Raw genomic sequence first — 20,715 nt, forward strand, 5'->3', positions numbered from 1 at the left:
GCCGGCATCCTCGATCGACATGTTCATCGAGGGCTGGGCGGAAACCATCAGCGACACCGGCTGGAAGTGGATGGCGAACTGCTCCCCGGTCGGGCTGACGGGCGTCTGGCAGCTCGACTCCGCAACCCACAGCCAGCTCGACTCGACGACCAGATTGGCCTACTGATGCGCGACGCTGCCTGGTACGCCGATCACCCGGCGGTGCGCCACATCCCGCCGGCCGCCGGCGCGGAATGGTGCCCCGCGCGGCTCGACCTATGGACAGCCGATCGCCCATTCCAGCCTGCGGCCAAGCTGGCCAAGGTCAAGCCGATCCTGGTGTTCGCCAACGAGGGCCGCTGGATCGCCGAATGCCCGGACTGTCACGCCGCGCAGCTGGCGTGCGCGACCGACCTGCGGTTCATGTGCCACTGCTGCGGCAACGGCGCGCTAGAGGGATGCTGGCGGCCGATCAAGTGGCCCGGCAACAGAGCCGCGATCGAGCGGGCTCTGTCCAGCCGGCCGACCTTCAATCGCAACTGGCTGCCCGGCGAAACCGTCGCACTTATCCGAGCTGAGAACCGTGCGATGGGAGTCCGCTGATGGCCTGGACTACACCCCGCACGTGGGTCGCCGGCGAGACGATCACCGCGGCGATCATGAACACGCACGTCCGGGACAACCTCGTCGACGTCAACAACGCCCCGCGATGGTTCGGCACCGGCGGGCAGGATTCTGGCTCATTCGCGACGCCATTGCTATTGCAGTCCGGCACGGCGTCAGTCGCGAACGCCGCCGGCGGCACGACGATCAACTTTCCCGTCACATTCCCCAACGGCATCGTCGCCCCGTTCGTGACCCTCAACGGCGGCGGCCGTGCAGACATCACCGGCAGCAGCCAGGTCGGAATCATCGTGAAGAACTACAACACCGCCGGCACTCAGCTCACCACGGGCACGTCATTCGTCTTCTGGCTGGCGGTGGGTTGCTGATGCACCGAGGGAGATGGGATGCGTGACCTATGACGCTTACAACCCTCGTAGCGCTGGGCTCAGTCGTGACCGTCCTGATCTCGCTGGCAACTCTTTGGCTGCTGTGGCGGCAGGTAACGGCCGGCATCCGGGAGACACGTGAGCGTCCCTCGCGGGACGCCCTGCAAGCAATGACCGAGGACCGCAACTATTGGCGCGATCGCGCCGATGCGTACGAGACAGAACTGCGGAGGCGTGAACAACAATGACGCTTAACCCAATTAAGAAGCTCGAGCCGCTCGAGCGCGGCGTGTTCAAGATCGTCGCGTTCTGCGTCTTCCTAACCCTGCTGTGCGGCGCGCTCGGGCTGGCCTTGTCCGCGCAGAGCAACGCGATCAAGGCGCAGTTCGGTCTGCACGGCTCGTGCCAGTTCTGGCGCGACCTTTCGGATCTGCCGTTGCCGGCGGCCTCGACGAAGATCGCATTCTCGATCGTCGCCGACTCCCGCGTCGCTTACACCCGTCAGTCCTGCGACGTCGAGCTCGGAACGTTGCCGGCGCCGGATCCGCGGGTGTTGCCGTATCTGCCGCCGAGCATGCGTTGATCGACAAGTGACCTCGTGCGGCTGCTGCTGACGACTCGGCACCGCACGCTGCTCATCGCCACCGGTGACGACGTGCTCGACACCGAAGACGACACCGCCGCGCCGGAGACCACCACGCACGTCGAGGGCAAGTTCGACGTAGCCCCTGCTGGCTATGACGAAACCTATTACTACGAGGACCGCGGGCGGTTCGGAATCAGAGGCCCGTCGTGAGCGATCTCCGTACCCTTGAGGAGCACGTAACAGCGGCCGCGGTGCTGTTCGCGTTCGATGCTGCATTCCCGGCGCCGGGCAGCGTGTACAAGGCGAACGGCGGCATCGCCACCAACGTCTACGTGGTCGGCAACTTCGCCCAGGGCGCCGACCACGTCAAGGCACAGCGCGCGGCCGGGATCGCACCGTGGCCGGGCTACGAGCTGCAGCCCGACGAACTGATCTCCGATCGGCCCACCGGTCAGGCAGCGGGCCGTGCAGGCATCGCCGCGGCGGTCGCTGCCGGCTTCCCGGCCGACGGATCGGTCTGGTTTCAGTTCTCCGTCGATACCGCGGTGGCCACGACCGATTACCACAAGGTCCGCGACGCGTTCCTCGGCATCCAGGACGTCAACGCCGGCCGGTTCCGGATCTCCTGCTACGGCCAGGGCGGACTGATCAGCTACCTGCGCGCGCAGCACACGATCCTCGAGAAGGGCTGGCTGTCCGCCTCGAGCTCGTTCCCCGGTTTCAACCCGAGCTCACCGGATATCTGCATGTGGCAGCAGGTCGGCAACTTCATCCCCAGCTATTCGACCGACCGCAACGTGATCACCGACGTCGCTGCGCTGCACGCGTGGTGGCCAGACAACTCGCCCTATGGAGGACTCGACATGGCCATGACCGACGCCGATGCCAAGGTGTTCTGGGATCACGCCTTCGCATCAACCAACCCCGCAGACCCAGCACTGCACCACGGCTACGAGTGGCTCGCCAACGCGGCCCGCGCGGTCAACGATCTGCCGACTGCGGCCGAGATCGTCGCTGCGTTGCCGACAGCGGCGCAGATCGCGGCGGCCGTCAAAGCATCGGCCACGCCTGCCCCCATCGATGTCACGGCATTGGCAAAGGCGCTCTTGCCGGATCTGGTATCTGCGTTGCAGGCCCAGGCCGTACTCACCGAAGCAGACGTCGAAACGGCGCTGCGCAACGTCCTCCACTCCGCCTGAAAGGCAGGAATCACCATGTTCGCAAAGCTCAAAGCACTGCTGCAGAAGTTCAGCACCACCAAGTCCGGCAAGATCGTCACCCGCGTCGTCGTCGCCGGCCTGGGCGCCGGCGCCGCGGCGTTCATCGCCCAGGTCACCGCCTCGGGCGTGCTGTCCACCGGCCACGTCACCGACGTCTCGCTCTGGTCGAAGGCGATCGTCGCGGCCGCCGGCGCAGGCGCGGCCGCTGTGTTGACTCTCGTGCAGTCGCTCGTGTCGCAGGCACTTACCGGCCTGCCCACGATCAGCGCGCTCGTCAACCGCAACAAGCCGGCTGGCGCATGACCCTCAGCATCGCCGACCTGGACGAGTTCCTGGTCGCTGCCCCGCCCGTGGGCAGCCTGGACGTGGTCCGGTCGTTCTACGCGCCGATCGACAAGGTCCCGCTGGTGCTCCAGAGGGTCATCGGTTCCGCGCTGCACTCGGTCGTCGTGTCGATGTTCGGCTACGACGACGACAAGCTGGCGGCGATGCTGGACAGCGCACTGCTGAACCCGAATATGCATGTGCAGATCACCCTCGACTCGAGCCAGGCCGGCGGGGTGCACGAGAAGGCGATCCTCGAGAAGTTCAAGCACGAGATGACCGGCAACTCGGTCGCGATCGGGCGCTCGGAGAAAGGCGCAATCGTGCACCGCAAGATGGTCATCGTCGACGGCCTCTGGTGGATCGGCGGCTCGACGAACTGGAGCACCAGCGGCGAGACGCTGCAGGACAACGAACTCACCGTCGTCCGCGATGCGATGCACTGCGCGAGGGCACGGTCGGTCCTCGACATCGCCCACGACCACATCCTCGAAGTCATGGCAGCAAAGGCGGCGTAATGACGGGCAACCCGCAGCTCGGTGACTTCTTCGTCGTCACTCACGGCCGGTCGATCATCGCCCGCGGCATCGAATGGGCCACCGGCTCGCCCGCCTACCACGCCGGCATATACGTCGGTGAGTGGTCATTCACGTTCGGCCAAACTGTGTACGACTGCGAGCCAGCCGTGTTCGAGGGGCGCCCGGGCGGCGCCGGCTTCGCGCCTTTGTCGCTCTACCCCGATGCGGTGTGGTCCACCGACGGGCTGCACAACTCCGCCGGCGTCCCGATCACGCTTACCGATGCCCAACGGGCGATCATCGTCGACAAGGCCACCCATCGCGCCCCAAATGGCATGTTGGGTGTCTCCTACGGTTGGATCAACTGCTTCTGCATTGGCCTCGCGCGGCTGTTCAAATGGCACGCCACACGGTTCATGCGCAAAGTGCTCGCCTCCCGTAAGCACGCCGAATGCGCGCAGCTGGTCGCGATCCTCTACACGATCGCCGGGGTTGACCTATTCGTCGACGGCCGGCCCGAAGGGCTCGTGTCACCGGCGAATCTCCTCACGTCTTGCCTGGGCACCCTGATGCACGGAAAGGAAGTTTGATATGAGAATTCTCGTGGTCGCTGTGGCGCTGCCTGGCGCCGGCGCAGTCTTAATGTGGCTCTGGATCCGGGGTTGGACCAAGCTTTATGCCGAAGGGCTGACAGACGTCCCGCCACCCGGCATCAGCCTGGCCATTCGAGCAGCCGAAACGCGGCCGACCGATGGCTAACGCCTACGGCTGGATCCCCGACGAGCATGACCCGCGCGATCGCCAGTACTCCGCGCCAGCGCCGCTGCTCGCCCATCTGCCGGCAGCGGTCGACCTTGAGCCGGATCCGGCTACCCCGCCGATCTGGGATCAGGGCCAACTCGGTTCGTGCACGGCGCACGGCACCCTGGCTTGTTTCCTGTTCGCCGCGGCGAAGGCCAACACCGGTGATCCGATGCTGTCGCGGCTGCAGCTGTACTACAACACGCGCGCGATCGAGGGCACGGTCGGCCAGGACGCCGGCGGCCAGATCCGTGACGCGATCAAGGCCACAACCCTCGGCATAGCGCCAGAGTCGATGTGGCCCTACGACATCGAAAGATTCACAGTGCAGCCGCCGGCCGAGGTTGTTCAGGCCGCAGCGGCGAACGTAGACGTCGACTATCGGCGGGTGGCGCAGGCTTCTCGGCACCTCATGGCGTGTCTGGCTGAAGGCTTCCCCGTCGATCTGGGCTTCCAGGTCTACGAATCGTTCGAGAGCCCGGAGGTGGCCCAGACCGGCGTCGTGCCGATGCCCGGCCGAGGCGAGGCGGTCGTCGGTGGCCACTGCGTAGCGAAGTGGGGTTACGGTCTCGGCTCGTTCTGGCTGTCGCAGTTCCCCACCGCGGTGCCCGACGTCATGTACGCCAAGATCCGCAACTCGTGGAACACCACCTTCGGCCGCGACGGCTACTGCCTGATGCCGCTGGCGTACCTGACCGACGAGGACCTGGCGTCGGACTTCTGGACGATCCGGTCGGTCACCTGACCAGTTTCTAGAATCTAGTTCGTAGCGAAACCGCCCCGTTCGGCTACGGCCGGGTGGGGCGGTTTTCGTGTGTCTGGACATCGAGCGGACACTGCATCACCAGCGGGTTGCGCGTGACGAGCGTGTGCCCTTCGGGCGGATGGAACTCACGGCTGTGCCGGGTCTGCCACCACTTACCGACGGCGCCGCACTGAGGGCAGGGCGTCGAGTCGGTTACGCCGAGGTCCATGCCGGTCAGGGTAGCGCCGTCGTCGGGCGACCCGGTCACCAGCACGTTCCACCAGCACTCGCGCCATCGAGGTATTTCCGCTCGTAGGCTTTGATCGATGCGCAGAACCCGTCCAGGATGCCCGCTGCTATCGCGTCTTGCATGGTCGCGCCGGCGGGGAGCGCGGTCCAGACCCCGGGGGCGATCGCCACGGCGCGCGTGTAGTCCGACTCGTACCAGCTCTTGATCTGATCGGGCAGTGATGAGACGGCGACGATCTTTGGGTAGCCGCGCGGGAATGGCGCGGCTGGCGGAATGGGCGCGACGGTCGCACTCGCCGTAGTAGGTGCCGCGGTCGATGAGGAGGCCACGACCACGGATGTAGTCGCTGGTGGCGACGGCACCGCGGCCGCCTTGGGATGACTCGATGAGCATGCAGCCAGGAACACGGTCGCGAGGGCTATCAGGGCGCCGGTGAGTTTCATGAGCATGCTCTCCTACGGGTTGGCTGCGTGACGGCCAGTATGAACGGATATCGCCGATCGGGTGATGCAAGCAAGCAAGCGAACTTGCTTGCTTGCCCGGGTGGTCAGTGCTGTCGGTTGAGGACCTCGACCAGGGCGACGATGACGACCTGCTGGTCGGCGCTGAGCTGCGGCCACCCATCGAGCAATCGGGCCAGGAGCGGATCGGGTTCGCGCCTCGGCGATCGCCCCTCGACGATCCGGTCGACCGATCCGTCGACCCATCCCAGCGCACCCTCGAGTTTGCCCAGTGTGGTTGGCCGGTAGCGGTCGCGCTCGGCTGACTCGATCGACCTGATGGTTCGCCGTGATAGCTGCGCGGCTTCGGCCAGCTCGTCGACCGTCCATCGTCGGCGTGCCCGCTCTGCCGCCACACGGTTGCCGAGTCGCCGCCAGCCGTCCACCAGGGCAGACAACCTGATCAGAGCGTTCGCGCAGGCGAGGGGCAAGCGAATGGGTTCCACTTGCACTCTTATCGGCAGCAGAGTGCAAATTCGGTGCTGTCATCAGGCTGCTGCCGTGATCGCGCCGCGCAGGGCGCCGGCTGGGACAGGTGTGTAGATCTGCGTGGTCCTCACCGAGGCGTGGCCGAGCAGCTCCTGGACCGCGCGGATGTCACGGTCCTGGGCGTAGACCCTGCCGGCGAACCGGTGCCGCAGCGGGTGCGCGGTGATGCCCTCGGGCAGGCCGCGCGAGATGAGTTTTCCTACGTAGGACGGTGAGAGGTGGCCCTCGATCTGGCCGGGGAACACGTAGCCGATGGGCAGCTTTCTGAGCTCGCGTGAGAGGAGCTCGTTGAGCGGCACCATGCGGATCCGCCGGCCCTTGCCGTGCACTCGCAGCGACCAGCCCTCGAGGTCGAGCTCGAGGTCGACGGTGTGCACACAGCAGATCTCGCCGCGGCGCAGCCCCTGGGTGCCGGCCAGCATCAGCATCAGCCAGAGCCTCTTGTCATTGCGGCGCAGTGCCGCGGCAAGCGCCTCACGGAATACGGCCTCGGCGGCAGGCCTGGGTTTGCCGATCGGCGGCGTGATGGCCGGCAGCTGCGCGGCAGGGTTGGCCGGGATCTGTCCGGTGATGTGGGCCCAGTGGTAGAAGGTTCGCAGGCTGGCGCGGTAGGAGCGTTTGGTCTCCACGGCCCAGTCGAAGGATGCCAGCCATTGCACCAGGTCATCCAGCGTGACGTCCCAGGGCGCCAGTTCGCGGTGATCGCCGGCGAATCGGCGCAGGTGGTAGGTCCGGAGGTTCTCGGTGGTCTGCGGCCTGCTGGCGGCTCTGAGGTATGACGTCCAGGCCTGGATCGCGTCGGACCAATTCTTAGGCAGGTGAACGATAAGAGGCATGACCTGTATATCGACTGGCATCGCTTCCTGGTTACGGGGAGTTGCGAATTGATTACGCCGGGTGTTTGATCGGACCGTAGACAATTCACGCCGCCCGGGCGGCTGGCTGCAGGTGTCGGTCCCGGGCGCGTCTTTCACGCGCCGGTGCTGGCCTTAACCAGCGGGTTCGGGGTTCGAGTCCCTGGCGGCGCACAGACGCTTGAGAGCCGTCATCCGGTCCTTCCGGGTGACGGCTCTCTGTTTCCCCAGTGGCGAGCCATCTCGCATCGACGCCGGTCCGCATCGCCCACTGGTTGAGGAACACCCGTCTCGGTGGTGCGCCCTTGTCGTTGATCCACCGACTCAAACTGCCGCGGCTCATCTCGAGCTCGTCGGCCATCTCCTGGACGGTTATGCCGGCATAGCCGAGCGCCATCTGCATTCGCCATCCCAGCGTCAGCGGCGGGATGTTGCCGTGCTGCGTACTCCCCGTGGCGGTACTCATGTGCGTAATTGTGCGACGCATGGCGGTCGTGCGTCAAGCTCTAGTTTAGGTACGGATATCAATTCTGGCCAATCTAACCAGATTGGCGCTTGACCGTCATTGCACATTGTGCAATGGTGTCGCCATGCCACCAGATGTGCAGATGAACGACCTGCTCACCGGACCCCAGGCCGGCCTCATCCTCAACAAGAGCGCGCGCACCGTGCAGCGAATGGCCCACGCCGGACTCATCCCCGTCGAGCAGAAGCTGCCCGGGCCCAACGGCGCCTTCCTGTACCGCCGCGATGTCGTCGAGCAGATGGCAGCAGCCGCAGAGAGAGCCTCGGCATGACCGCCGCGAAGCTGCCGCCCGCCGCACAGTGCCAGTACTGCGAGACGAAGGTCGACCCCGAGGTGTGCTGGGAGATCTATGACACCCCGGTCGGCTCGTTCGAGATCCTCACCTGCGCCGAGCACGAGCAGCGCCCTGAACTGCTGCCCAAAGGGTGGGCCGACACGGTCCGCCTCTGTCTCGCCCAGCCGGTCGTGCATGGCGAGGTCTCGACATGACTGCCCTGGACTCGATGAGAGGCGCATACGCAAGTTCCGACGTCGAGATGACGTTGCCGGTCGTGCCTGCGGGGCCTGCTCAGGGCGCGGTGCAGGCAGCAGCCACTCCGTCTGTTCGCTTCCGGGTTGCAGCTAACCGGGCGGTGCGCGGTGCGCGCCGCGGCAAGCGTGCGGCGGCGTTACTCGACTGCGTCGCCGACACCGACGGCGTGTACGTCCAGATCACGAGTGTCACAGCGGCGCGTGAGCTGCTCCTCGCAGCTTTGGCCGACGTCGACTCGGGACTGGCCGCGTTAAAGGAGCTGCGGGATGAGGGCTTCGCCGGCTATTCCACCGCTGACCTGAAGGTCAGCGCCAACGAGGAGCCGTCCTGATGGCGATCGCCGTGCTGGTCATCCTGGTCGTCATCTTCGCCTGCTGCGCGTACCAGTCGTTGCTGTCGGTCGAGCGGCGCACCGCGATCGCGGCAGCTGTCGTGGCGTGGTGGACCGGGCCGCGGGATCGGCCTGACGTGGCGCACCGCAGGCGCCGCAACCTCTGACTTCCCCCGAGCAAAGCAATAGGGCCGACCCCCTGTCACAGGTACCCGGCCCTACCACTTTCACCAACGATTGAAGGGTATCCGATGAAGCGTCTCGTCCTCGTAATCCTCGCAGCGTTCGCAGTGCCGACGCTGCTTGCCTGCAAGACCGGTGGCCAGCCCAGCTACGTGCAGCCGCGACCGAATCCCACGCCGACAGTCTCCTGCGATCACGGCGGCCCTGGCCAATACGTCCACGGCCAGCACTGCATCGTGTCCTCCCCCACGGAAGTAGCCACACCATGGCCGACGACATCTACCCCTTCGGGTTCATCGACGAGTCACACGTCATCCCCGACCGCCAGCTCCACGAGTTCATCCCCGACACCGTCGCCGACGTCGTCCTCCCCGACGTCGAGCTCGTCGTCCCGGTCGTCGACGCCGTCCTCGACTTCACCCGCGCCGCCGTCTGCCTCCACGAGCAGTGCCCCGCCTTCTGCCCCTGCATTGCGTCGTATCCCAGTGGGCACCACGTATAGGCCGGGGAGCGCGACGCCGGTGGCGTCGCCGCGCCACCCCGCGGCAAGTCCTGTCGTCAGCCCTCTGCGGACGGTGGCCGCGACCACGACCGCGGCTCCTCCGGCCCGGGCGCAGCTCGCCTCGACAGGTTCACCCGAACGCGAGCTCGGTCTCATTGCCCTCGCCCTGCTCGCGGCCGGCTTGGCGCTGCTCGCCCTGGGCCACCACCTCGGCAAGGGGCACCGGTCGTGAGAACCGTCGTCTACGTCGACGAACTGACGGCGGCAACGCAACCGACCAAGCCCCGGCAAGCCAGGTACCAGCCAGCCCGCGTCACGAAGGTGCAAGCCGGTCCCGCCGGCGAGGGTTGGCGTCGGGCTTACCGCAGGGCGCACTTCGTCTGCACCTGCATGCCGTGCCGCCTCTTCACGAGGCATGAGACCCACAACGGCGCGCACATTGCGAAGGCCTCGCACAACCGCACCGCGCACCCGGCGGTGTCGGAATGACCGCGCACCTCCTCGAGGACGAGTACCGCGGCTGCGACGTCGACGTCGACGTCGAGGAGCCCGGTCATTACGTGCTCGGCTTCCCGGACGGATGCTGGAACGAGTTCGACGCAGATCAACGCCTGGTCGCCATGTGTAAGTCCGAGCATCACGACCCCGATGCGCATGTCGGCGTCCCGTCACCGCGCATTGAAGGCGGCCGCACCGTCGACGGATTCAGGCCGCTGCCGCCGTTCAAGGCGCGGGAGTTCGACGAGTACTCCGACCGGAGTGAGTGGTTCGTGCCGCCGCCGGCGGAGCAATTCCCGCTGCTGGTCGCGATGCTGGCCAGGCTGCGGACGGACGCGGCGAAGCGCATCCCGGACCCGTTCGGCCTGGACTACACCGAGGATGACTACCTCGCGGGGTGTGAGCACATCACGGAGGTCGCTGACCTGACCCGGCTGGCGATCGAGCTCGGCTGGGAGGACGCGGTACGCGAGGCGTCTGAGGCCTTATGGGTGCGGGTGATCTGCGAATGACCGCGGTCACCGCGGTGCTGCACCTCGAGCATCAGTCGGTCCGTTCCATGGTCGAGGACGACGGTTCGCTCGTCGGCGTCTACGTGGGTTTGCCGCTGTCGATCTCGGACCTGACGATCCTGTCGGCCGAGCCGCGCAAGCTGCGCGACCTCGGCGAGGAGCTGCTCAGGGCCGCTGCCCTGCTCGAGTCTCGGCAGGCTGCTGCTGCAACTGGTGGCGGGTCGTGACTGCGGTGGCCAAGTGGACGGAGTACGACAGGCGCAACGCTCCGAAGTGGGGTGTGGATCTCTACGCCGCGGCTCCGCCCGGTTGTGACCGCGGCCGCCGCCGGCGGATCCACTGGACGCCGCGGGCCCGCCAGATCGGCGAATGGCTCGCGCTGCTGCTCGCGCTGCTGGCCTTCTGGTCGTTGTTCCTCTTCTGCGGCTGGCTGGCCACCTACCACCGGCTGTGGGTGCTGCCGGTCGCGCTGACCATCGTCCTGACTTTCGCCGTGGTGTCGGTCGCCGTCTGGCGGCACGGTCGTGCTTCGCGAAAGGGGCCGACCAAAGATGCCTGAGCCGTGGATCGAGGTGCAGTCCGGTGTATCGCTGTTCACCGGCGAAGGGTTCTGCACCGTCGTCGTAAGGGATCGCGAGGGAAAGCAGTCGCGAGGGCAGATGTCGCCGGCCGAGGTACGCGACATGGCGCTCGGCTGGCTCGCCGCTGCCGACGCAGCCGAGAGCGACGCGGCCCTCATGGCCGAGCTCGCGTCCCTCGAACTCGACGAGCAGATCCGGGTCGGGTTCCTGGCCGCGCTCCGAGCTCGGCGCGCTGGTGAGTAGCGCGGCGGCGATGGCGATCAGACCGACCCCGTCGTTCTACGACGGCTCCCCGGAACGCCACACCGTGACCTGCCCTGACTGTGGCCAGCGCGCTGACGCGTTGCTGGGTGATCATGCCGGCGACTGCATCAGCCGCGGCCGCGTCGTCGATGGCGAGGTCGTCGTCCTGCGCGACGAGCTGAACCTGGCCCGGGCCGGCGAGATCATCCGCCACGTCGCCAGCGAACGCCGGCAGTTCAGCTCGAACTCGACCCGCACCGCGATGGACGCCGAGAACATCCCGAACGCGTTGCGCGCGAAGGCGTTCAAGGCCGCGATCGCCGAAGGTATGATGACCCCGATCGGTCACGTGCCCTCGAACGAGAAGCCGTCCCAGTATTACCGCGGCGGCGGCGTGGTGCGCCTGTACCGGTCGGAGATCTATGTCGGCGCGAAGTCGGTGCGGCGATGACCCGCGGCGTGCTCACGCTCGAGGAGCTCACGCTGAGCCTGGGCATGGCGATCGACGTCGACGAGTGCACCAGCGTGGGCATCTGCGCGATCGAGGCGGGCCTGGCCTATGTGCCGATGACGTGCAACCGCTGCACGCCCGACCAGGTCATCACGCTCCAGCGCCTCGTCGGTCACGTTCGCCGCACGCTGGCCTTAACCGGCGCGTCCCTCGTGCACACACCGGACGACTTCATGCAGGTCACCGACGTCAACGCCGGGCGGCGATGACGATGCTGCCGCAGCCGCCGAACCACGTACCTACCGTCGAAGCCGGCCTCGAGTTGGCGCTGCTGATCGCCAACGGCCGCGACGGAATCCCGCTCGACCCACACGCCCTGATCGGCACCGCGCACCAGGTGCTCCGCGCCGCGCACGGCGATCCGATCGACGCGCTGATCAGCCTCGCGTCCCTCATCAGCGTCGACGGCCAAGTCCTGCACTGGCCGGCCGCCAACGTCACACCAATCACCGAACGTAAGGCACTGAGGAGCATCTGATGGACTTCCAGGAAATCGAGATCGGCCTGATCCACGCGCACAAGTCCAACCCCCGCCACGACCTCGGCTCGGTCACCGAGCTCGCCGCCTCGATCAAGGCCCAGGGCCTCATCGAGCCGCTCATCGTCGCACCGTCGGGCGATGACTTCGGCTACGTGCTGATCGCCGGCCACCGCCGCCTCGAGGCCGGGCGGAAGGCCAAGCTCACAATCCTCCCGTGCATCGTTCGGGCTGATCTGACCGGCGACGCCGAGCAGCTCGAGGCGATGCTGGTGGAGAACCTGCAACGCACGAACCTGACCGCCGTCGAGGAGGCCGAGGCATACCAGTCGCTGCTCGAGTTCCCCGACTACACGATCCAGCGCATCACCAAAGCCACCGGCCGATCCGCCAAGACCGTCAAGCAGCGGCTACAGATCGCCGAGCTTCCCGCCGACGCGAAGGAACGGGTCCACACCGGGCAGCTCACCCTGGCCGACGCGCTGAAGATCAGCGAGTTCGCCACCGAGCCGGAGATGTTCAGCCGCCTGGCCAAAGCCGTCGGCACAGCGAATTTCAGCTACGCCCTGTCCGATGCCAAGCGCCGCAGCGCGAAGATTGCCGAGGCCGTGGAAGCCGGCGCGGAGGTCCTCACCACCGGCGGCGACGTGACCAAGGCCTACCCGAACGCGGTGCAAGTGCCCTGGTCCTCCTCGGGACGTAAACCCGGCCCAGGCATGGTCCTGGTGTACCCGCCGGTGTCATATGGCGGCACGCTGTACTACATCGATCCGCCGGCCGAGGAGCAGACGCCCGAGCCGCCGGCCGGCAACCCGAAGGCCGGCGGATCGATGGTCGAGAAGTCGAAGCGGAAGGACGAGTTCAAGGAGCAGCAACGGCTGTCCGAGCAGCTGCAGACGGCGCGGGCGACTCGCATCGCCTACCTGGCTTCGGTGATCGCGGGCAACGAGGCGCCGGAACAGCGTCTCGACAAGGCAGCGGAGTCGATGATGCGCTGGCTGCTCAAGGCCCAGCTCGTCGAGTACACGTTCGACGCCGTCGACGCCGACCTGCTCGATGTCCAATGGGTCGACGACCGCGCCAAGGTCCTGACGCTGATGGGCGAGACAATCGACGACCTCGATCTGCCTCACCTCGCGTTCGCCGCGGCCGCGATGTTCGCTCAGTCCTTCCCGGACCCCGACCTGCAGAGCCTGACTGGCTGGGGCAACCTCGCCGAGCCCGTCAAGGACTGGCTGTTCCAACTCCGCGAGGTATGGGGCTACCAGTGGTCTGATGTCGAGCTCGAGGAGCTCAAGAAGGCCGAAGCCGCCGAGCAGAACGTCGACGAGTCATGACGGGGACGAAGGTCACCGCCGAGGACCTCGACACCGGCGAGTCTGAGTCGCACGAGATTCGCGACAACTACGTCCTGACCACCGACGGCGAATGCCAGGTCACCCACACCCAGGTGTCCGGGACGACGCACGTCATCACGGTCAAGAACTGCCTGCCCCGCCGCGTCACCGAGGAGAGACCATGAAGTTGCGCGCCGCGCTACCCAAGGGAGACGGCAACGGTCTGACCGTGATCTCCCGGCCGCTGACCGCCCGCCCCGATCAGGTGCACGTCGTGATCGCCCTGGTCAAGACGGAGAAGCTCACGACCAACGTCGCCGATGGGCAGGTCGAGGCGACGCTGGCGATCCGCGGACTCGAGGTCGTGACCGACGAGGATCAGGCGGCCGCGTTCCGGCTACTCGAACGGTCCCTCGAGCGGCGCACCGGCCAGACGATGCTCCCCCTGGAACTCGAGGACGACATCCGCGCCGCGTTCTCCGAGGTCGACATCGACGCCCTGATGGACAGCCCCGACGATGGGAGCGAGTCGTGACCACCACAGTCGGCGGCGTCAACGTCGCGTTGGCGGCGAAGGTGCTGCGTTCGCTGGCCGCTGGCCGCACGCACCGGTTCGTCGCCGCCGACTGCCACATCGCCGTCGACCTGGTCGAGACGATCGAGGAGTTCTACTGCAGCGAGACCGATGACGACTCGGTAGTGCTCGAGCAGACGATCGTCGATCTCGAACGCACGGTCGCACTGGGCCACGGCCAGCAGCTCGTCGACTTCGACCTGACCGGCGAGGATGAGCAACGATCCGAAGCGGTCGCCGCCCGGGCCTGCCGATCTTGCGGCTGTACCGATGCGGCGGCCTGCCCGGGTGGCTGCTGCTGGGTCGAGCCGGATCTGTGCTCGGCGTGTGTCCCGGTCGTGGCGGACCTGCCAGTCGACGTCGCCCCGATACGGGATATGCGTAACGCGATTCCCGTCACGCCCGACCCGGCAGAGACCAGGCCGGCGCCGTTCGTGCGCGCCGTTCCATGCTCGCTGCTGTTCGTCGACCACTCATACCAGCGTGCCGCTGACGAGCGCCGGCTGCGGAAGATGATCGCCGAGTTCGACGAGACGCGCCTGGGCGTGCTCGAGGTATCCGACCGGGGCGACGGCAAGTACGCCGTCGTCGAGGGCCAGCACCGGTGGCTGGCCGCCCGCGACGCGATGGCCACCGACACCGCACCCGATCCGTACCTGGTGTGCCAGGTGCACCGCGGCCTGGACCTGCAGGCCGAGGCGGCACTGTTCTACGAGATCGACCGCGGCCGCAAACCCCTGTCGGGCTGGGACCGGTGGAAAGCACGCGTCGCATCCGGCGACGAAAACGCGGTCGCGATCGAGGCCACCGTCGCCGCGTTCGGGTTCAAGATCGACCCGGCCCCACGGGACGGCTCGATCGGAGCGACCGGCGCGCTCGAACGGATCGTCGACCTCGGCGACCTGAAGCTGCTCGCCGACACCCTGTCGCTCATCACCAGCTCCTACGGCAAGGCTCGAGACGGCGTCGACGGCCACCTCCTGCACGGCCTGGCGCTCGTGCTGTGGAACTACGACCTCGATATCGAGCTGTCCACCGACAAGCTCGTCATGGCGATGCAGTCCACGCCACCGCGCAACATCAAGGCCCGGGCGACGTCGCTGAAGGAAGGGCATCGCGCGGAGCTCCCACGACTGGTCGCCGCAGTGATCGTCGATCGTTACAACGCTCAGCCCGGCCGCGGTGTCGAGCCGCTCCTCGAGCGGCTGCCGGCGTCGTCGAGGATCGGCGGCCCGGGCGGCCGCAAGACGGCTGAGCTGAATCGGATCCGTCGTTGGGCCGCGCGCCACGGCTTCCCGGCCCGCGGCCACGACGGCGGCATACCCACACAGACCCTCACCGCGTACAAGCAAGGCGACAGCGGCCGCGCGGCCGGTAGTGGTCGGCCAATGGAAGGCGGCCGTTCCTGATGCCCGAGCTGCACATCATCCTGAGCGTCGCGGACGGAGACCTGGCGCCCTACATGACGCCAGGCCAGGAGCCCGAAGCAATGGCCACTTTCGAGGTTGTGGGCTGCCTGCCCGGTGGCATGACATCCGGCCTGCCGTCGTTCGTCGCAGTCGTTGAACTCCCATCTGGCGAGCGGATTCTGGCTGAGACCAGTTGGCGCAACATGGCCCTGGCGCTTGTGGCCCTGGCAGCAAAGTGGGGGAAGCCGTGACCGGCCCGGAGCACTATCGCGAAGCTGAGCGTCTGAGCGCCGCGGCGCGTGCCGACTTTCGTGACGCCGGCGAGGGCAAAGCGCGTGCTTACGCCAAGGACCGCGTAGCCGTAGGCCTGGCCGCAGCGCAAGTGCATGCGACGCTCGCGCTGGCCGCTGCCACGGTCGACGCCGCGACCGGTGGTGCGGCGCCCGGGGTCATGTCGGGCAAGCCCAGCGAGTGGATGCTGGCGGTGTCCAACTGATGGCCTACGCCGAGGGAACCTCCGTCGCGCCGGAACGCTCGCAGCAGGAGATCGCGCAGCTGGTCCGCAAGTACGGCGCGGCCGGGTTCATGTCCGGATGGGACGAGGGCATCGCGGTCGTGATGTTCCACGCCCACGGCCGCCAGGTCCGATTCACGCTAGAGCTGCCCACCGACTGGCACGAGTTTATCTTCACCCCGAGTAAGCAGCGGCGTACCGGCCCTGGCGCTAAGGGCGCACTCGACGCTGAGGTGCGCCGGCGTTGGCGCGCGTTGGCCCTGGCCATCAAGGCGAAACTTGAATGTGTCGAGACCGGGATATCGACCTTCGAGCACGAGTTCGCGATGAACATCGTGCTTCCCACCGGCCAGACCGTCGCCGAGGTCGTGCTGCCCGCTATCAACACTGCCTATGCGGGCGGGCATGTCCCGCCGCTGCTCGGCATCACAGCAGGCACCAGCTGATGGCCGGCAACGCCGCAGTCGTGTGTGGCCGCTGCCAGACAACCGCGACGAAGCTCCGCGTCGGCAAGCTCGATGTCGACCCGGCCGGATGGTGCGAACCCACTCTCACGGGCAAGCCGATCAAGAACATGCGGCTCTGTTCTGGATGTTCAGCGAGCGCCCGATGGTTCCTCGAGAGCCTGGCGCCACTCGGTGGTACCCGATGAGCAGCGAGGCGACCGTGGGGATCGGTGAGCGCATCCAGTTCGATGGCAAACGCACGTCGTGGCTGGCACGCGCTGCCACCGACGACGGCCGGTACACATTGCTGACAGCATCGCTGTTCGGCAAGGTGTACTACACGATCATCGATTGGCAGCGGGGCATGCGCGGGCCGATGAACGTGATCGGCTGGGGGCTTGGCATCTTCACCACGTCCGGACCGGACGAGGCGATCGACAAGGCGATGCTGATGCTCCGGCCGTGGCAGTTCGACGAGAACGGCCACGGCATCGATGCCGACGAGCCCCGAGGTTTCGAGTTGTCGCATCGCGGCGAGGTCCGGCTAGACATCACGAATCGTGCCGCCGTGGTTGGTGGTGAGCAGCATGGCGAGTGAACCGACCGAACCTTTCGATTGCGGCACCTGTCGCGGCGAGCCTGCACCGCCCGGTACCAAGACGGCCCGCGAGTGGGATGCCGAGTACGCCGCACGGAACGCGCATCGCCCAACCATCGTGGAACGGCTGGCTGACGCGCTGTTCTGCACCGAGTGCTCGCGGTTCCGGTTCAGTCCCGGTCACTGGTTGCTGCGTGGTTCTCATTCGGGTGGTGAGCAGCATGGCGAGTGACCCGATCAGTCGTCAGGAAGCTCTGGCCGACCTAGAGCACGCGCTGACGCTTGCCCTGCAAGCGATGGCGATCAACGACTGCTGCGCGGACGAGGACGACCCGGACTGGCGCGGCCCCGCTGTCGCGCAGTTCCGAGCCGACCTTGCCGCGCTCGGAGTGACTGACGACGAGTTGGACGCTGCGGGTATCCGGCTGGATGCGGATGTGCAGCATGGCTGACGACATCGACCTGGATGCGATCAAGCGGCGCATTCCTGGCCTGCGGCATCAGGGTTGGTACGCGCAAGACGTGCCCGCCCTGGTGGCTGAGGTAGAGCGGTTACAGCGCGAGGTCGCCGTATCGCACGCTGATCGAGATGCCTATCAAACCCTGTACTACACCGAACGCCAGCGGGCCACCAGACTCTTGGCCGAGACAGAGCGGCTTCAGACGCTGTTAACGGCTGGTGGTACCCGATGAGCGGCGACGCGAGGATCGAGACGGCCGAAGCTCTGGATGACCTACTGTCGTCGATGAACGATGCCGGGATCGAACCCGTGGTGGTCGGTGTGGACGGTCGCGGTTACCCGTTCCTGGCCTATGGCTGGGCCCCAGGCGGTGATGGCTGGGATTGCGGCGTTGTCGCCGATGACACGCACTCGTCCGAGTTTGACTACAGCGACGGCACGACACGGTGCGACGAGTGTGGCGCGTTCGACCGCAGACCGCTGACCGTGCTGCCGTTCCCGGTGACCGTGTTCACCGCATCGACCCGCCGACCGGGCCGCCCCGACGTGCTGTTGGAACTTGCCAACGCTGATGCGCCATGACGGCGGCGTGTTGGAAGTGTGGCCACGTCCATGAGGAGGCGGTCGGCGAGGGAGCGGAACCGATCGCCAACTACGCGCCGCGCCCAGGCGAGCCCGCTGTCTGTCTGAGCTGCTGCGCCCTCACCGTCTTCACTGGCGAGGGCATCGAGACGCGCAAGCCAACCCCGGCCGAGCTTGAGCAGCTCAAGCAGATCCCTGCCGTCGTCAACACCGTGGCGCTCGTCTACCGGGCCCGCGCAGCACGTCGACGAGCCAAAGCGCGATGGAACTGACCCGACACCCGTATCCCGCTTCACCGACGGAGGATTTGAACTGTGCCTTGGCTGCGTACCGGGGACAACGCCGCGACCCATCCAATAGTGATGCGCGTCGCCGGCGTCGTCCGTGCCGTGGCCGGCCAGGTCCTCGAGCGCGACGTCGCGGTCAATGAGGTGTTCGGTTTCGTGATGCGCTGCGCGCTGCAATCGGCCGGGCACACCACCGATTACGTCGTCGAGGAGGGCACGGCGCTCCTGGTCGGCGGGACCCGGACCGATCGGCTGCTCGAGCTGGCCAAGAAAGCCGGCTACATCACCCAGATCCGCAAAGGCGGTGTCCGCGCGTGGCTGATCGTCGATGACCCCGAGTTCATCCACATGCGCCTCGAGGCCGAGATCGAGTGGGAGAGGCAGCAACGCGCCGACAGCGCCAACCCAGCGCTGACCGCCCCTGTCCGGTTCCGCGACGGCGACGCCTGCCGCTACTGCCGCAAGATCGTGAACTGGCGAGCTCGCAAAGGCAAACTCGCCGGCACATACGACCACCGCGAACCCGGCAAGCCCGGGACCGTCGACACCCTCGTTGTCGCCTGCGGCGCCTGCAACCCGGGCCGCCGCGATCGCCTCGACGCCGACGAGCGATACCCACTACTGCCGGCACCCACATCGCCCTACTACAGCGCGCTCACCGCGGCGTTCATCGCCGAACACATGAAAGGCCAGAAAATCCCGATCACCGAAGACCTGCGACCCGGCACCCAGCCGGAACACGCGAGCGACCCGGCACCCAGCCGGAACACGCCCCAGCCGCCCAACGGGCGAGCACCGGTGACCACCAGCACCCCAACCGCCGCCCGCGCCTCGCCCGGATCTGCAGATCCAGCAGATCGCATGCCCACCGAATCTGGATCGCCCGGGTCGGGTCGGGTCGGGACGGGTCAGTTCCCGCTATCGGTATCGGGTAACGCCGCTGTGCGTGCCATGCCGCCTCGTCGACGTTCCCGCCGTGGTCGTCCCCGATGAGCCAACCCGGAGTTGAACCCATGACCAGCAACGCAATTGCTCTCAGTCGCGCCAGCTCGCGGCTGCGGGAGATCGTGCTGCGCTTCGCACGCGAGTACAACGCCGACAACCCCGGAGCCCTGACCCAGGACGTGATGGAATGGTGGACCGCGGAAGTCCTACCACTCATCCTCGAAGCTGACCGAGACCGCGGATGAAGACCACAGCACAGGCCGCCTCAAACGCGGCCGCGGAACAGGAAGTCGTGCTGGCCCAGGCGATGGAGCTGCTCGCGCTGCAGCGCGTCCTCGCGGCCGCACTCGCACGGGACAGCGCCGGCCCGTCTGCCGGCAAGGCCGAACGTCATGGCAGCGGCGGGTCGAAGGGCTCCTCGGCGAGCATCAACCTCGAAGTACTCGAGGTGGCCGTCATCCTCGAGACCGGCATCGAGCAGTTCGCAGCTGAGGCTGTCCGGATCCTGAACCTCGAACGCCGACCTCGCTCGGTGTACAGCGTGATCGTCGCGATCCCGGACTGGCATCGAGCACTCGCCGCGGCCGGCCAGCCGTTGGCCCGGCATCTACGTGCGGATCTCGATCGATGGTTACGCATGACCCGCCGAGCGGTCGGCCTGCAGCGCCGGGACATCGTGCTGCGATCGCTGTGCCCTGAGCACCGAGGCATCCCCGGCCCGATCTGTGAGGAGTGCACGCACACCTCGTGTACCCGGATCGGCGCATCACGCAAGCCCACCAATCTCCGCCAGATCGGCGAGCACGCGGCGATCGCTGAATCCCTCGCGGCTGGTCCACCATCTGATGGTCGGCTGTCGTTCGGTCCCACGTGCGCCGTGGCGTGCACCCATCTGTCGTGTGAGTGGATCCGCGATCGCCGCCTGGTTCTGCCCGATCCGCCGTCACCAGCTCGTCGACGTCGACGTCGACGTCCGCAGCCGGCTGCGTCGGACTGGGTCATGCGCGGCAGCGAGGCGATGTGGCAATCACAGTCGACCGAGCCCGCGTTCACATGGTCGGCGGCCGCCGTCATCTACTGCCCGCACTGCCGGCGCAGGTGGTCCACCGTCGTCGAGCGCCGGCTACTGGCCCGCGAGCTCGCGGCCGCCGGCGGCGACCGATCCACCGTAGAAAGGATGCTCGCATGAGCGTGCGAATCACCGTGACGGCCAGCAAGGTCAGCCTCGACGTGACACTAGGAAGACGTGAGGCGCCTGTCGCCGCTGACTCGACACCCGCAGAGCCAGCTAGCCATCTCGGCGCCGTGACTCAAACCGCGCCAAGGGAATACGCGATGTCCCGGCGCGAAGGCGCCAAAGCGTTCGGCTTCGAGACGTGACCTCAGGTAGCGAGAACAGACGCCGAC

46 protein-coding genes are annotated in these 20,715 nt (G+C 67.0%); 41 read left to right on the top strand and 5 right to left on the bottom strand.

Going from position 1 to position 20,715, the window contains the following annotated elements; all coding sequences use genetic code 11:
- Positions 1-165 precede the first annotated feature (165 nt).
- The 10 genes from VGH54_RS21135 to VGH54_RS21180 all read left to right on the top strand — a co-directional run bounded on the left by VGH54_RS21135 (position 166) and on the right by VGH54_RS21180 (position 5,165).
- Positions 166-582 carry a hypothetical protein gene (locus VGH54_RS21135; RefSeq protein WP_331514040.1) on the top strand — a complete coding sequence of 139 codons (417 nt, stop codon included), beginning with the start codon at positions 166-168 and terminating at the stop codon, positions 580-582.
- A complete protein-coding gene (locus tag VGH54_RS21140; protein ID WP_331514041.1) occupies positions 582-971 on the top strand; it encodes a gp53-like domain-containing protein in 390 nt (129 codons plus the stop codon). The genes VGH54_RS21135 and VGH54_RS21140 overlap by 1 nt, the downstream gene beginning before the upstream one ends.
- Before the next feature lie 65 nt (positions 972-1,036).
- On the top strand, positions 1,037-1,219 hold the full coding sequence (locus tag VGH54_RS21145) for a hypothetical protein (protein WP_331514042.1): 183 nt from the start codon (positions 1,037-1,039) through the stop codon (positions 1,217-1,219).
- Positions 1,216-1,554 carry a hypothetical protein gene (locus tag VGH54_RS21150; protein ID WP_331514043.1) on the top strand — a complete coding sequence of 113 codons (339 nt, stop codon included), beginning with the start codon at positions 1,216-1,218 and terminating at the stop codon, positions 1,552-1,554. The genes VGH54_RS21145 and VGH54_RS21150 overlap by 4 nt, the downstream gene beginning before the upstream one ends.
- A 15-nt stretch (positions 1,555-1,569) precedes the next feature.
- Positions 1,570-1,767: a hypothetical protein gene (locus VGH54_RS21155; RefSeq protein WP_331514044.1), complete on the top strand. Its 198-nt coding sequence runs from the start codon at positions 1,570-1,572 to the stop codon at positions 1,765-1,767.
- Positions 1,764-2,756 carry a hypothetical protein gene (locus VGH54_RS21160; RefSeq protein WP_331514045.1) on the top strand — a complete coding sequence of 331 codons (993 nt, stop codon included), beginning with the start codon at positions 1,764-1,766 and terminating at the stop codon, positions 2,754-2,756. The genes VGH54_RS21155 and VGH54_RS21160 overlap by 4 nt, the downstream gene beginning before the upstream one ends.
- Before the next feature lie 15 nt (positions 2,757-2,771).
- Positions 2,772-3,080, top strand: a complete 309-nt coding sequence (locus VGH54_RS21165; protein WP_331514046.1) for a hypothetical protein — start codon at positions 2,772-2,774, stop codon at positions 3,078-3,080.
- Positions 3,077-3,619, top strand: coding sequence for a phospholipase D-like domain-containing protein (locus tag VGH54_RS21170; RefSeq protein WP_331514047.1), 543 nt, complete (start codon positions 3,077-3,079; stop codon positions 3,617-3,619). Before VGH54_RS21165 ends, VGH54_RS21170 begins: the two co-directional genes overlap by 4 nt.
- Positions 3,619-4,209, top strand: coding sequence for a hypothetical protein (locus VGH54_RS21175; protein WP_331514048.1), 591 nt, complete (start codon positions 3,619-3,621; stop codon positions 4,207-4,209). Before VGH54_RS21170 ends, VGH54_RS21175 begins: the two co-directional genes overlap by 1 nt.
- A gap of 161 nt (positions 4,210-4,370) precedes the next feature.
- Entirely contained in the window at positions 4,371-5,165 is a 795-nt protein-coding gene (locus tag VGH54_RS21180; protein WP_331514049.1) for a C1 family peptidase, read from the top strand.
- Positions 5,166-5,208: 43 nt separating this feature from the next.
- On the opposite strand, the gene VGH54_RS21185 is transcribed toward VGH54_RS21180, so the two are convergent.
- The 5 genes from VGH54_RS21185 to VGH54_RS21205 form a co-directional block, all read right to left on the bottom strand.
- The gene (locus VGH54_RS21185) at positions 5,209-5,433 is read right to left on the bottom strand and encodes a hypothetical protein (protein ID WP_331514050.1); all 225 of its coding nucleotides are present in this window, start codon (positions 5,431-5,433) and stop codon (positions 5,209-5,211) included.
- The gene (locus tag VGH54_RS21190; RefSeq protein WP_331514051.1) at positions 5,430-5,858 is read right to left on the bottom strand and encodes a hypothetical protein; all 429 of its coding nucleotides are present in this window, start codon (positions 5,856-5,858) and stop codon (positions 5,430-5,432) included. Before VGH54_RS21190 ends, VGH54_RS21185 begins: the two co-directional genes overlap by 4 nt.
- Before the next feature lie 104 nt (positions 5,859-5,962).
- Positions 5,963-6,313 (bottom strand): helix-turn-helix transcriptional regulator, encoded by a 351-nt coding sequence (locus VGH54_RS21195; RefSeq protein ID WP_331514052.1) that lies wholly within the window; start codon positions 6,311-6,313, stop codon positions 5,963-5,965.
- 90 nt (positions 6,314-6,403) lie between these two features.
- Positions 6,404-7,240 carry a tyrosine-type recombinase/integrase gene (locus VGH54_RS21200; RefSeq protein WP_331514054.1) on the bottom strand — a complete coding sequence of 279 codons (837 nt, stop codon included), beginning with the start codon at positions 7,238-7,240 and terminating at the stop codon, positions 6,404-6,406.
- 85 nt (positions 7,241-7,325) lie between these two features.
- The gene (locus VGH54_RS21205; protein ID WP_331514055.1) at positions 7,326-7,724 is read right to left on the bottom strand and encodes a helix-turn-helix transcriptional regulator; all 399 of its coding nucleotides are present in this window, start codon (positions 7,722-7,724) and stop codon (positions 7,326-7,328) included.
- 124 nt (positions 7,725-7,848) lie between these two features.
- On the opposite strand from VGH54_RS21205, the gene VGH54_RS21210 reads away from it, so the two are divergent.
- From VGH54_RS21210 to VGH54_RS21360, 31 genes are all read left to right on the top strand, one after another.
- Positions 7,849-8,055 (top strand): hypothetical protein, encoded by a 207-nt coding sequence (locus VGH54_RS21210; protein ID WP_331514056.1) that lies wholly within the window; start codon positions 7,849-7,851, stop codon positions 8,053-8,055.
- A complete protein-coding gene (locus tag VGH54_RS21215; protein ID WP_331514057.1) occupies positions 8,052-8,273 on the top strand; it encodes a hypothetical protein in 222 nt (73 codons plus the stop codon). The genes VGH54_RS21210 and VGH54_RS21215 overlap by 4 nt, the downstream gene beginning before the upstream one ends.
- Complete coding sequence (locus tag VGH54_RS21220; RefSeq protein WP_331514058.1) at positions 8,270-8,647, top strand: hypothetical protein; 378 nt, start codon at positions 8,270-8,272, stop codon at positions 8,645-8,647. The genes VGH54_RS21215 and VGH54_RS21220 overlap by 4 nt, the downstream gene beginning before the upstream one ends.
- The gene (locus VGH54_RS21225) at positions 8,647-8,814 is read left to right on the top strand and encodes a hypothetical protein (protein ID WP_331514059.1); all 168 of its coding nucleotides are present in this window, start codon (positions 8,647-8,649) and stop codon (positions 8,812-8,814) included. Before VGH54_RS21220 ends, VGH54_RS21225 begins: the two co-directional genes overlap by 1 nt.
- Positions 8,815-9,095: 281 nt before the next feature.
- Positions 9,096-9,332 carry a hypothetical protein gene (locus tag VGH54_RS21230; protein ID WP_331514060.1) on the top strand — a complete coding sequence of 79 codons (237 nt, stop codon included), beginning with the start codon at positions 9,096-9,098 and terminating at the stop codon, positions 9,330-9,332.
- 19 nt (positions 9,333-9,351) lie between these two features.
- Positions 9,352-9,564 carry a hypothetical protein gene (locus tag VGH54_RS21235; RefSeq protein WP_331514061.1) on the top strand — a complete coding sequence of 71 codons (213 nt, stop codon included), beginning with the start codon at positions 9,352-9,354 and terminating at the stop codon, positions 9,562-9,564.
- Complete coding sequence (locus VGH54_RS21240; RefSeq protein ID WP_331514062.1) at positions 9,561-9,821, top strand: hypothetical protein; 261 nt, start codon at positions 9,561-9,563, stop codon at positions 9,819-9,821. Before VGH54_RS21235 ends, VGH54_RS21240 begins: the two co-directional genes overlap by 4 nt.
- Positions 9,818-10,342 carry a hypothetical protein gene (locus VGH54_RS21245; protein ID WP_331514063.1) on the top strand — a complete coding sequence of 175 codons (525 nt, stop codon included), beginning with the start codon at positions 9,818-9,820 and terminating at the stop codon, positions 10,340-10,342. Before VGH54_RS21240 ends, VGH54_RS21245 begins: the two co-directional genes overlap by 4 nt.
- Complete coding sequence (locus VGH54_RS21250) at positions 10,339-10,569, top strand: hypothetical protein (RefSeq protein ID WP_331514064.1); 231 nt, start codon at positions 10,339-10,341, stop codon at positions 10,567-10,569. Before VGH54_RS21245 ends, VGH54_RS21250 begins: the two co-directional genes overlap by 4 nt.
- Positions 10,566-10,901, top strand: coding sequence for a hypothetical protein (locus VGH54_RS21255; protein WP_331514065.1), 336 nt, complete (start codon positions 10,566-10,568; stop codon positions 10,899-10,901). The genes VGH54_RS21250 and VGH54_RS21255 overlap by 4 nt, the downstream gene beginning before the upstream one ends.
- Positions 10,894-11,166, top strand: coding sequence for a hypothetical protein (locus VGH54_RS21260; RefSeq protein WP_331514066.1), 273 nt, complete (start codon positions 10,894-10,896; stop codon positions 11,164-11,166). The genes VGH54_RS21255 and VGH54_RS21260 overlap by 8 nt, the downstream gene beginning before the upstream one ends.
- Before the next feature lie 10 nt (positions 11,167-11,176).
- The gene (locus VGH54_RS21265; protein WP_331514067.1) at positions 11,177-11,617 is read left to right on the top strand and encodes a hypothetical protein; all 441 of its coding nucleotides are present in this window, start codon (positions 11,177-11,179) and stop codon (positions 11,615-11,617) included.
- Positions 11,614-11,886: a hypothetical protein gene (locus VGH54_RS21270; protein WP_331514068.1), complete on the top strand. Its 273-nt coding sequence runs from the start codon at positions 11,614-11,616 to the stop codon at positions 11,884-11,886. The genes VGH54_RS21265 and VGH54_RS21270 overlap by 4 nt, the downstream gene beginning before the upstream one ends.
- On the top strand, positions 11,883-12,155 hold the full coding sequence (locus VGH54_RS21275) for a hypothetical protein (protein ID WP_331514069.1): 273 nt from the start codon (positions 11,883-11,885) through the stop codon (positions 12,153-12,155). Before VGH54_RS21270 ends, VGH54_RS21275 begins: the two co-directional genes overlap by 4 nt.
- Positions 12,155-13,492, top strand: a complete 1,338-nt coding sequence (locus tag VGH54_RS21280) for a ParB/RepB/Spo0J family partition protein (RefSeq protein WP_331514070.1) — start codon at positions 12,155-12,157, stop codon at positions 13,490-13,492. The genes VGH54_RS21275 and VGH54_RS21280 overlap by 1 nt, the downstream gene beginning before the upstream one ends.
- Positions 13,489-13,677, top strand: coding sequence for a hypothetical protein (locus VGH54_RS21285; RefSeq protein ID WP_331514071.1), 189 nt, complete (start codon positions 13,489-13,491; stop codon positions 13,675-13,677). Before VGH54_RS21280 ends, VGH54_RS21285 begins: the two co-directional genes overlap by 4 nt.
- A complete protein-coding gene (locus tag VGH54_RS21290) occupies positions 13,674-14,027 on the top strand; it encodes a hypothetical protein (protein WP_331514073.1) in 354 nt (117 codons plus the stop codon). The genes VGH54_RS21285 and VGH54_RS21290 overlap by 4 nt, the downstream gene beginning before the upstream one ends.
- Complete coding sequence (locus VGH54_RS21295) at positions 14,024-15,475, top strand: ParB/Srx family N-terminal domain-containing protein (protein WP_331514074.1); 1,452 nt, start codon at positions 14,024-14,026, stop codon at positions 15,473-15,475. The genes VGH54_RS21290 and VGH54_RS21295 overlap by 4 nt, the downstream gene beginning before the upstream one ends.
- A complete protein-coding gene (locus tag VGH54_RS21300; protein ID WP_331514075.1) occupies positions 15,475-15,726 on the top strand; it encodes a hypothetical protein in 252 nt (83 codons plus the stop codon). Before VGH54_RS21295 ends, VGH54_RS21300 begins: the two co-directional genes overlap by 1 nt.
- A complete protein-coding gene (locus VGH54_RS21305) occupies positions 15,723-15,971 on the top strand; it encodes a hypothetical protein (protein WP_331514076.1) in 249 nt (82 codons plus the stop codon). The genes VGH54_RS21300 and VGH54_RS21305 overlap by 4 nt, the downstream gene beginning before the upstream one ends.
- On the top strand, positions 15,971-16,435 hold the full coding sequence (locus VGH54_RS21310) for a hypothetical protein (RefSeq protein WP_331514077.1): 465 nt from the start codon (positions 15,971-15,973) through the stop codon (positions 16,433-16,435). Before VGH54_RS21305 ends, VGH54_RS21310 begins: the two co-directional genes overlap by 1 nt.
- A gap of 202 nt (positions 16,436-16,637) precedes the next feature.
- Positions 16,638-17,033, top strand: a complete 396-nt coding sequence (locus VGH54_RS21315; RefSeq protein WP_331514078.1) for a hypothetical protein — start codon at positions 16,638-16,640, stop codon at positions 17,031-17,033.
- Entirely contained in the window at positions 17,023-17,265 is a 243-nt protein-coding gene (locus VGH54_RS21320) for a hypothetical protein (protein WP_331514079.1), read from the top strand. The genes VGH54_RS21315 and VGH54_RS21320 overlap by 11 nt, the downstream gene beginning before the upstream one ends.
- On the top strand, positions 17,255-17,485 hold the full coding sequence (locus VGH54_RS21325) for a hypothetical protein (protein WP_331514080.1): 231 nt from the start codon (positions 17,255-17,257) through the stop codon (positions 17,483-17,485). Before VGH54_RS21320 ends, VGH54_RS21325 begins: the two co-directional genes overlap by 11 nt.
- Positions 17,478-17,726, top strand: a complete 249-nt coding sequence (locus tag VGH54_RS21330) for a hypothetical protein (protein ID WP_331514081.1) — start codon at positions 17,478-17,480, stop codon at positions 17,724-17,726. The genes VGH54_RS21325 and VGH54_RS21330 overlap by 8 nt, the downstream gene beginning before the upstream one ends.
- Positions 17,723-18,076 (top strand): hypothetical protein, encoded by a 354-nt coding sequence (locus VGH54_RS21335; RefSeq protein WP_331514082.1) that lies wholly within the window; start codon positions 17,723-17,725, stop codon positions 18,074-18,076. Before VGH54_RS21330 ends, VGH54_RS21335 begins: the two co-directional genes overlap by 4 nt.
- Positions 18,073-18,348: a hypothetical protein gene (locus VGH54_RS21340; protein ID WP_331514083.1), complete on the top strand. Its 276-nt coding sequence runs from the start codon at positions 18,073-18,075 to the stop codon at positions 18,346-18,348. The genes VGH54_RS21335 and VGH54_RS21340 overlap by 4 nt, the downstream gene beginning before the upstream one ends.
- Positions 18,349-18,390: 42 nt before the next feature.
- Complete coding sequence (locus VGH54_RS21345) at positions 18,391-19,356, top strand: hypothetical protein (protein ID WP_331514084.1); 966 nt, start codon at positions 18,391-18,393, stop codon at positions 19,354-19,356.
- Positions 19,357-19,376: 20 nt separating this feature from the next.
- Positions 19,377-19,553, top strand: a complete 177-nt coding sequence (locus VGH54_RS21350) for a hypothetical protein (RefSeq protein ID WP_331514085.1) — start codon at positions 19,377-19,379, stop codon at positions 19,551-19,553.
- On the top strand, positions 19,550-20,497 hold the full coding sequence (locus tag VGH54_RS21355; protein ID WP_331514086.1) for a hypothetical protein: 948 nt from the start codon (positions 19,550-19,552) through the stop codon (positions 20,495-20,497). Before VGH54_RS21350 ends, VGH54_RS21355 begins: the two co-directional genes overlap by 4 nt.
- Positions 20,494-20,688 (top strand): hypothetical protein, encoded by a 195-nt coding sequence (locus tag VGH54_RS21360; protein WP_331514087.1) that lies wholly within the window; start codon positions 20,494-20,496, stop codon positions 20,686-20,688. Before VGH54_RS21355 ends, VGH54_RS21360 begins: the two co-directional genes overlap by 4 nt.
- Positions 20,689-20,715: the final 27 nt, after the last annotated feature.

The sequence above is a fragment of the Mycobacterium sp. genome, assembly GCF_036488105.1.
Lineage (GTDB): Bacteria > Actinomycetota > Actinomycetes > Mycobacteriales > Mycobacteriaceae > Mycobacterium.

Coding starts and splice junctions, on each gene's coding strand:
- VGH54_RS21135 (WP_331514040.1), top strand. CDS start 166: ATGCGCGACGCTGCCTGGTACGCCGATCACCCGGCGGTGCGCCACATC.
- VGH54_RS21140 (WP_331514041.1), top strand. CDS start 582: ATGGCCTGGACTACACCCCGCACGTGGGTCGCCGGCGAGACGATCACC.
- VGH54_RS21150 (WP_331514043.1), top strand. CDS start 1,216: ATGACGCTTAACCCAATTAAGAAGCTCGAGCCGCTCGAGCGCGGCGTG.
- VGH54_RS21165 (WP_331514046.1), top strand. CDS start 2,772: ATGTTCGCAAAGCTCAAAGCACTGCTGCAGAAGTTCAGCACCACCAAG.
- VGH54_RS21170 (WP_331514047.1), top strand. CDS start 3,077: ATGACCCTCAGCATCGCCGACCTGGACGAGTTCCTGGTCGCTGCCCCG.
- VGH54_RS21175 (WP_331514048.1), top strand. CDS start 3,619: ATGACGGGCAACCCGCAGCTCGGTGACTTCTTCGTCGTCACTCACGGC.
- VGH54_RS21180 (WP_331514049.1), top strand. CDS start 4,371: ATGGCTAACGCCTACGGCTGGATCCCCGACGAGCATGACCCGCGCGAT.
- VGH54_RS21190 (WP_331514051.1), bottom strand. CDS start 5,858: ATGAAACTCACCGGCGCCCTGATAGCCCTCGCGACCGTGTTCCTGGCT.
- VGH54_RS21200 (WP_331514054.1), bottom strand. CDS start 7,240: ATGCCTCTTATCGTTCACCTGCCTAAGAATTGGTCCGACGCGATCCAG.
- VGH54_RS21205 (WP_331514055.1), bottom strand. CDS start 7,724: ATGAGTACCGCCACGGGGAGTACGCAGCACGGCAACATCCCGCCGCTG.
- VGH54_RS21210 (WP_331514056.1), top strand. CDS start 7,849: ATGCCACCAGATGTGCAGATGAACGACCTGCTCACCGGACCCCAGGCC.
- VGH54_RS21215 (WP_331514057.1), top strand. CDS start 8,052: ATGACCGCCGCGAAGCTGCCGCCCGCCGCACAGTGCCAGTACTGCGAG.
- VGH54_RS21220 (WP_331514058.1), top strand. CDS start 8,270: ATGACTGCCCTGGACTCGATGAGAGGCGCATACGCAAGTTCCGACGTC.
- VGH54_RS21225 (WP_331514059.1), top strand. CDS start 8,647: ATGGCGATCGCCGTGCTGGTCATCCTGGTCGTCATCTTCGCCTGCTGC.
- VGH54_RS21230 (WP_331514060.1), top strand. CDS start 9,096: ATGGCCGACGACATCTACCCCTTCGGGTTCATCGACGAGTCACACGTC.
- VGH54_RS21245 (WP_331514063.1), top strand. CDS start 9,818: ATGACCGCGCACCTCCTCGAGGACGAGTACCGCGGCTGCGACGTCGAC.
- VGH54_RS21250 (WP_331514064.1), top strand. CDS start 10,339: ATGACCGCGGTCACCGCGGTGCTGCACCTCGAGCATCAGTCGGTCCGT.
- VGH54_RS21260 (WP_331514066.1), top strand. CDS start 10,894: ATGCCTGAGCCGTGGATCGAGGTGCAGTCCGGTGTATCGCTGTTCACC.
- VGH54_RS21265 (WP_331514067.1), top strand. CDS start 11,177: ATGGCGATCAGACCGACCCCGTCGTTCTACGACGGCTCCCCGGAACGC.
- VGH54_RS21270 (WP_331514068.1), top strand. CDS start 11,614: ATGACCCGCGGCGTGCTCACGCTCGAGGAGCTCACGCTGAGCCTGGGC.
- VGH54_RS21275 (WP_331514069.1), top strand. CDS start 11,883: ATGACGATGCTGCCGCAGCCGCCGAACCACGTACCTACCGTCGAAGCC.
- VGH54_RS21280 (WP_331514070.1), top strand. CDS start 12,155: ATGGACTTCCAGGAAATCGAGATCGGCCTGATCCACGCGCACAAGTCC.
- VGH54_RS21285 (WP_331514071.1), top strand. CDS start 13,489: ATGACGGGGACGAAGGTCACCGCCGAGGACCTCGACACCGGCGAGTCT.
- VGH54_RS21290 (WP_331514073.1), top strand. CDS start 13,674: ATGAAGTTGCGCGCCGCGCTACCCAAGGGAGACGGCAACGGTCTGACC.
- VGH54_RS21300 (WP_331514075.1), top strand. CDS start 15,475: ATGCCCGAGCTGCACATCATCCTGAGCGTCGCGGACGGAGACCTGGCG.
- VGH54_RS21310 (WP_331514077.1), top strand. CDS start 15,971: ATGGCCTACGCCGAGGGAACCTCCGTCGCGCCGGAACGCTCGCAGCAG.
- VGH54_RS21315 (WP_331514078.1), top strand. CDS start 16,638: ATGAGCAGCGAGGCGACCGTGGGGATCGGTGAGCGCATCCAGTTCGAT.
- VGH54_RS21320 (WP_331514079.1), top strand. CDS start 17,023: ATGGCGAGTGAACCGACCGAACCTTTCGATTGCGGCACCTGTCGCGGC.
- VGH54_RS21325 (WP_331514080.1), top strand. CDS start 17,255: ATGGCGAGTGACCCGATCAGTCGTCAGGAAGCTCTGGCCGACCTAGAG.
- VGH54_RS21330 (WP_331514081.1), top strand. CDS start 17,478: ATGGCTGACGACATCGACCTGGATGCGATCAAGCGGCGCATTCCTGGC.
- VGH54_RS21335 (WP_331514082.1), top strand. CDS start 17,723: ATGAGCGGCGACGCGAGGATCGAGACGGCCGAAGCTCTGGATGACCTA.
- VGH54_RS21340 (WP_331514083.1), top strand. CDS start 18,073: ATGACGGCGGCGTGTTGGAAGTGTGGCCACGTCCATGAGGAGGCGGTC.
- VGH54_RS21350 (WP_331514085.1), top strand. CDS start 19,377: ATGACCAGCAACGCAATTGCTCTCAGTCGCGCCAGCTCGCGGCTGCGG.
- VGH54_RS21355 (WP_331514086.1), top strand. CDS start 19,550: ATGAAGACCACAGCACAGGCCGCCTCAAACGCGGCCGCGGAACAGGAA.
- VGH54_RS21360 (WP_331514087.1), top strand. CDS start 20,494: ATGAGCGTGCGAATCACCGTGACGGCCAGCAAGGTCAGCCTCGACGTG.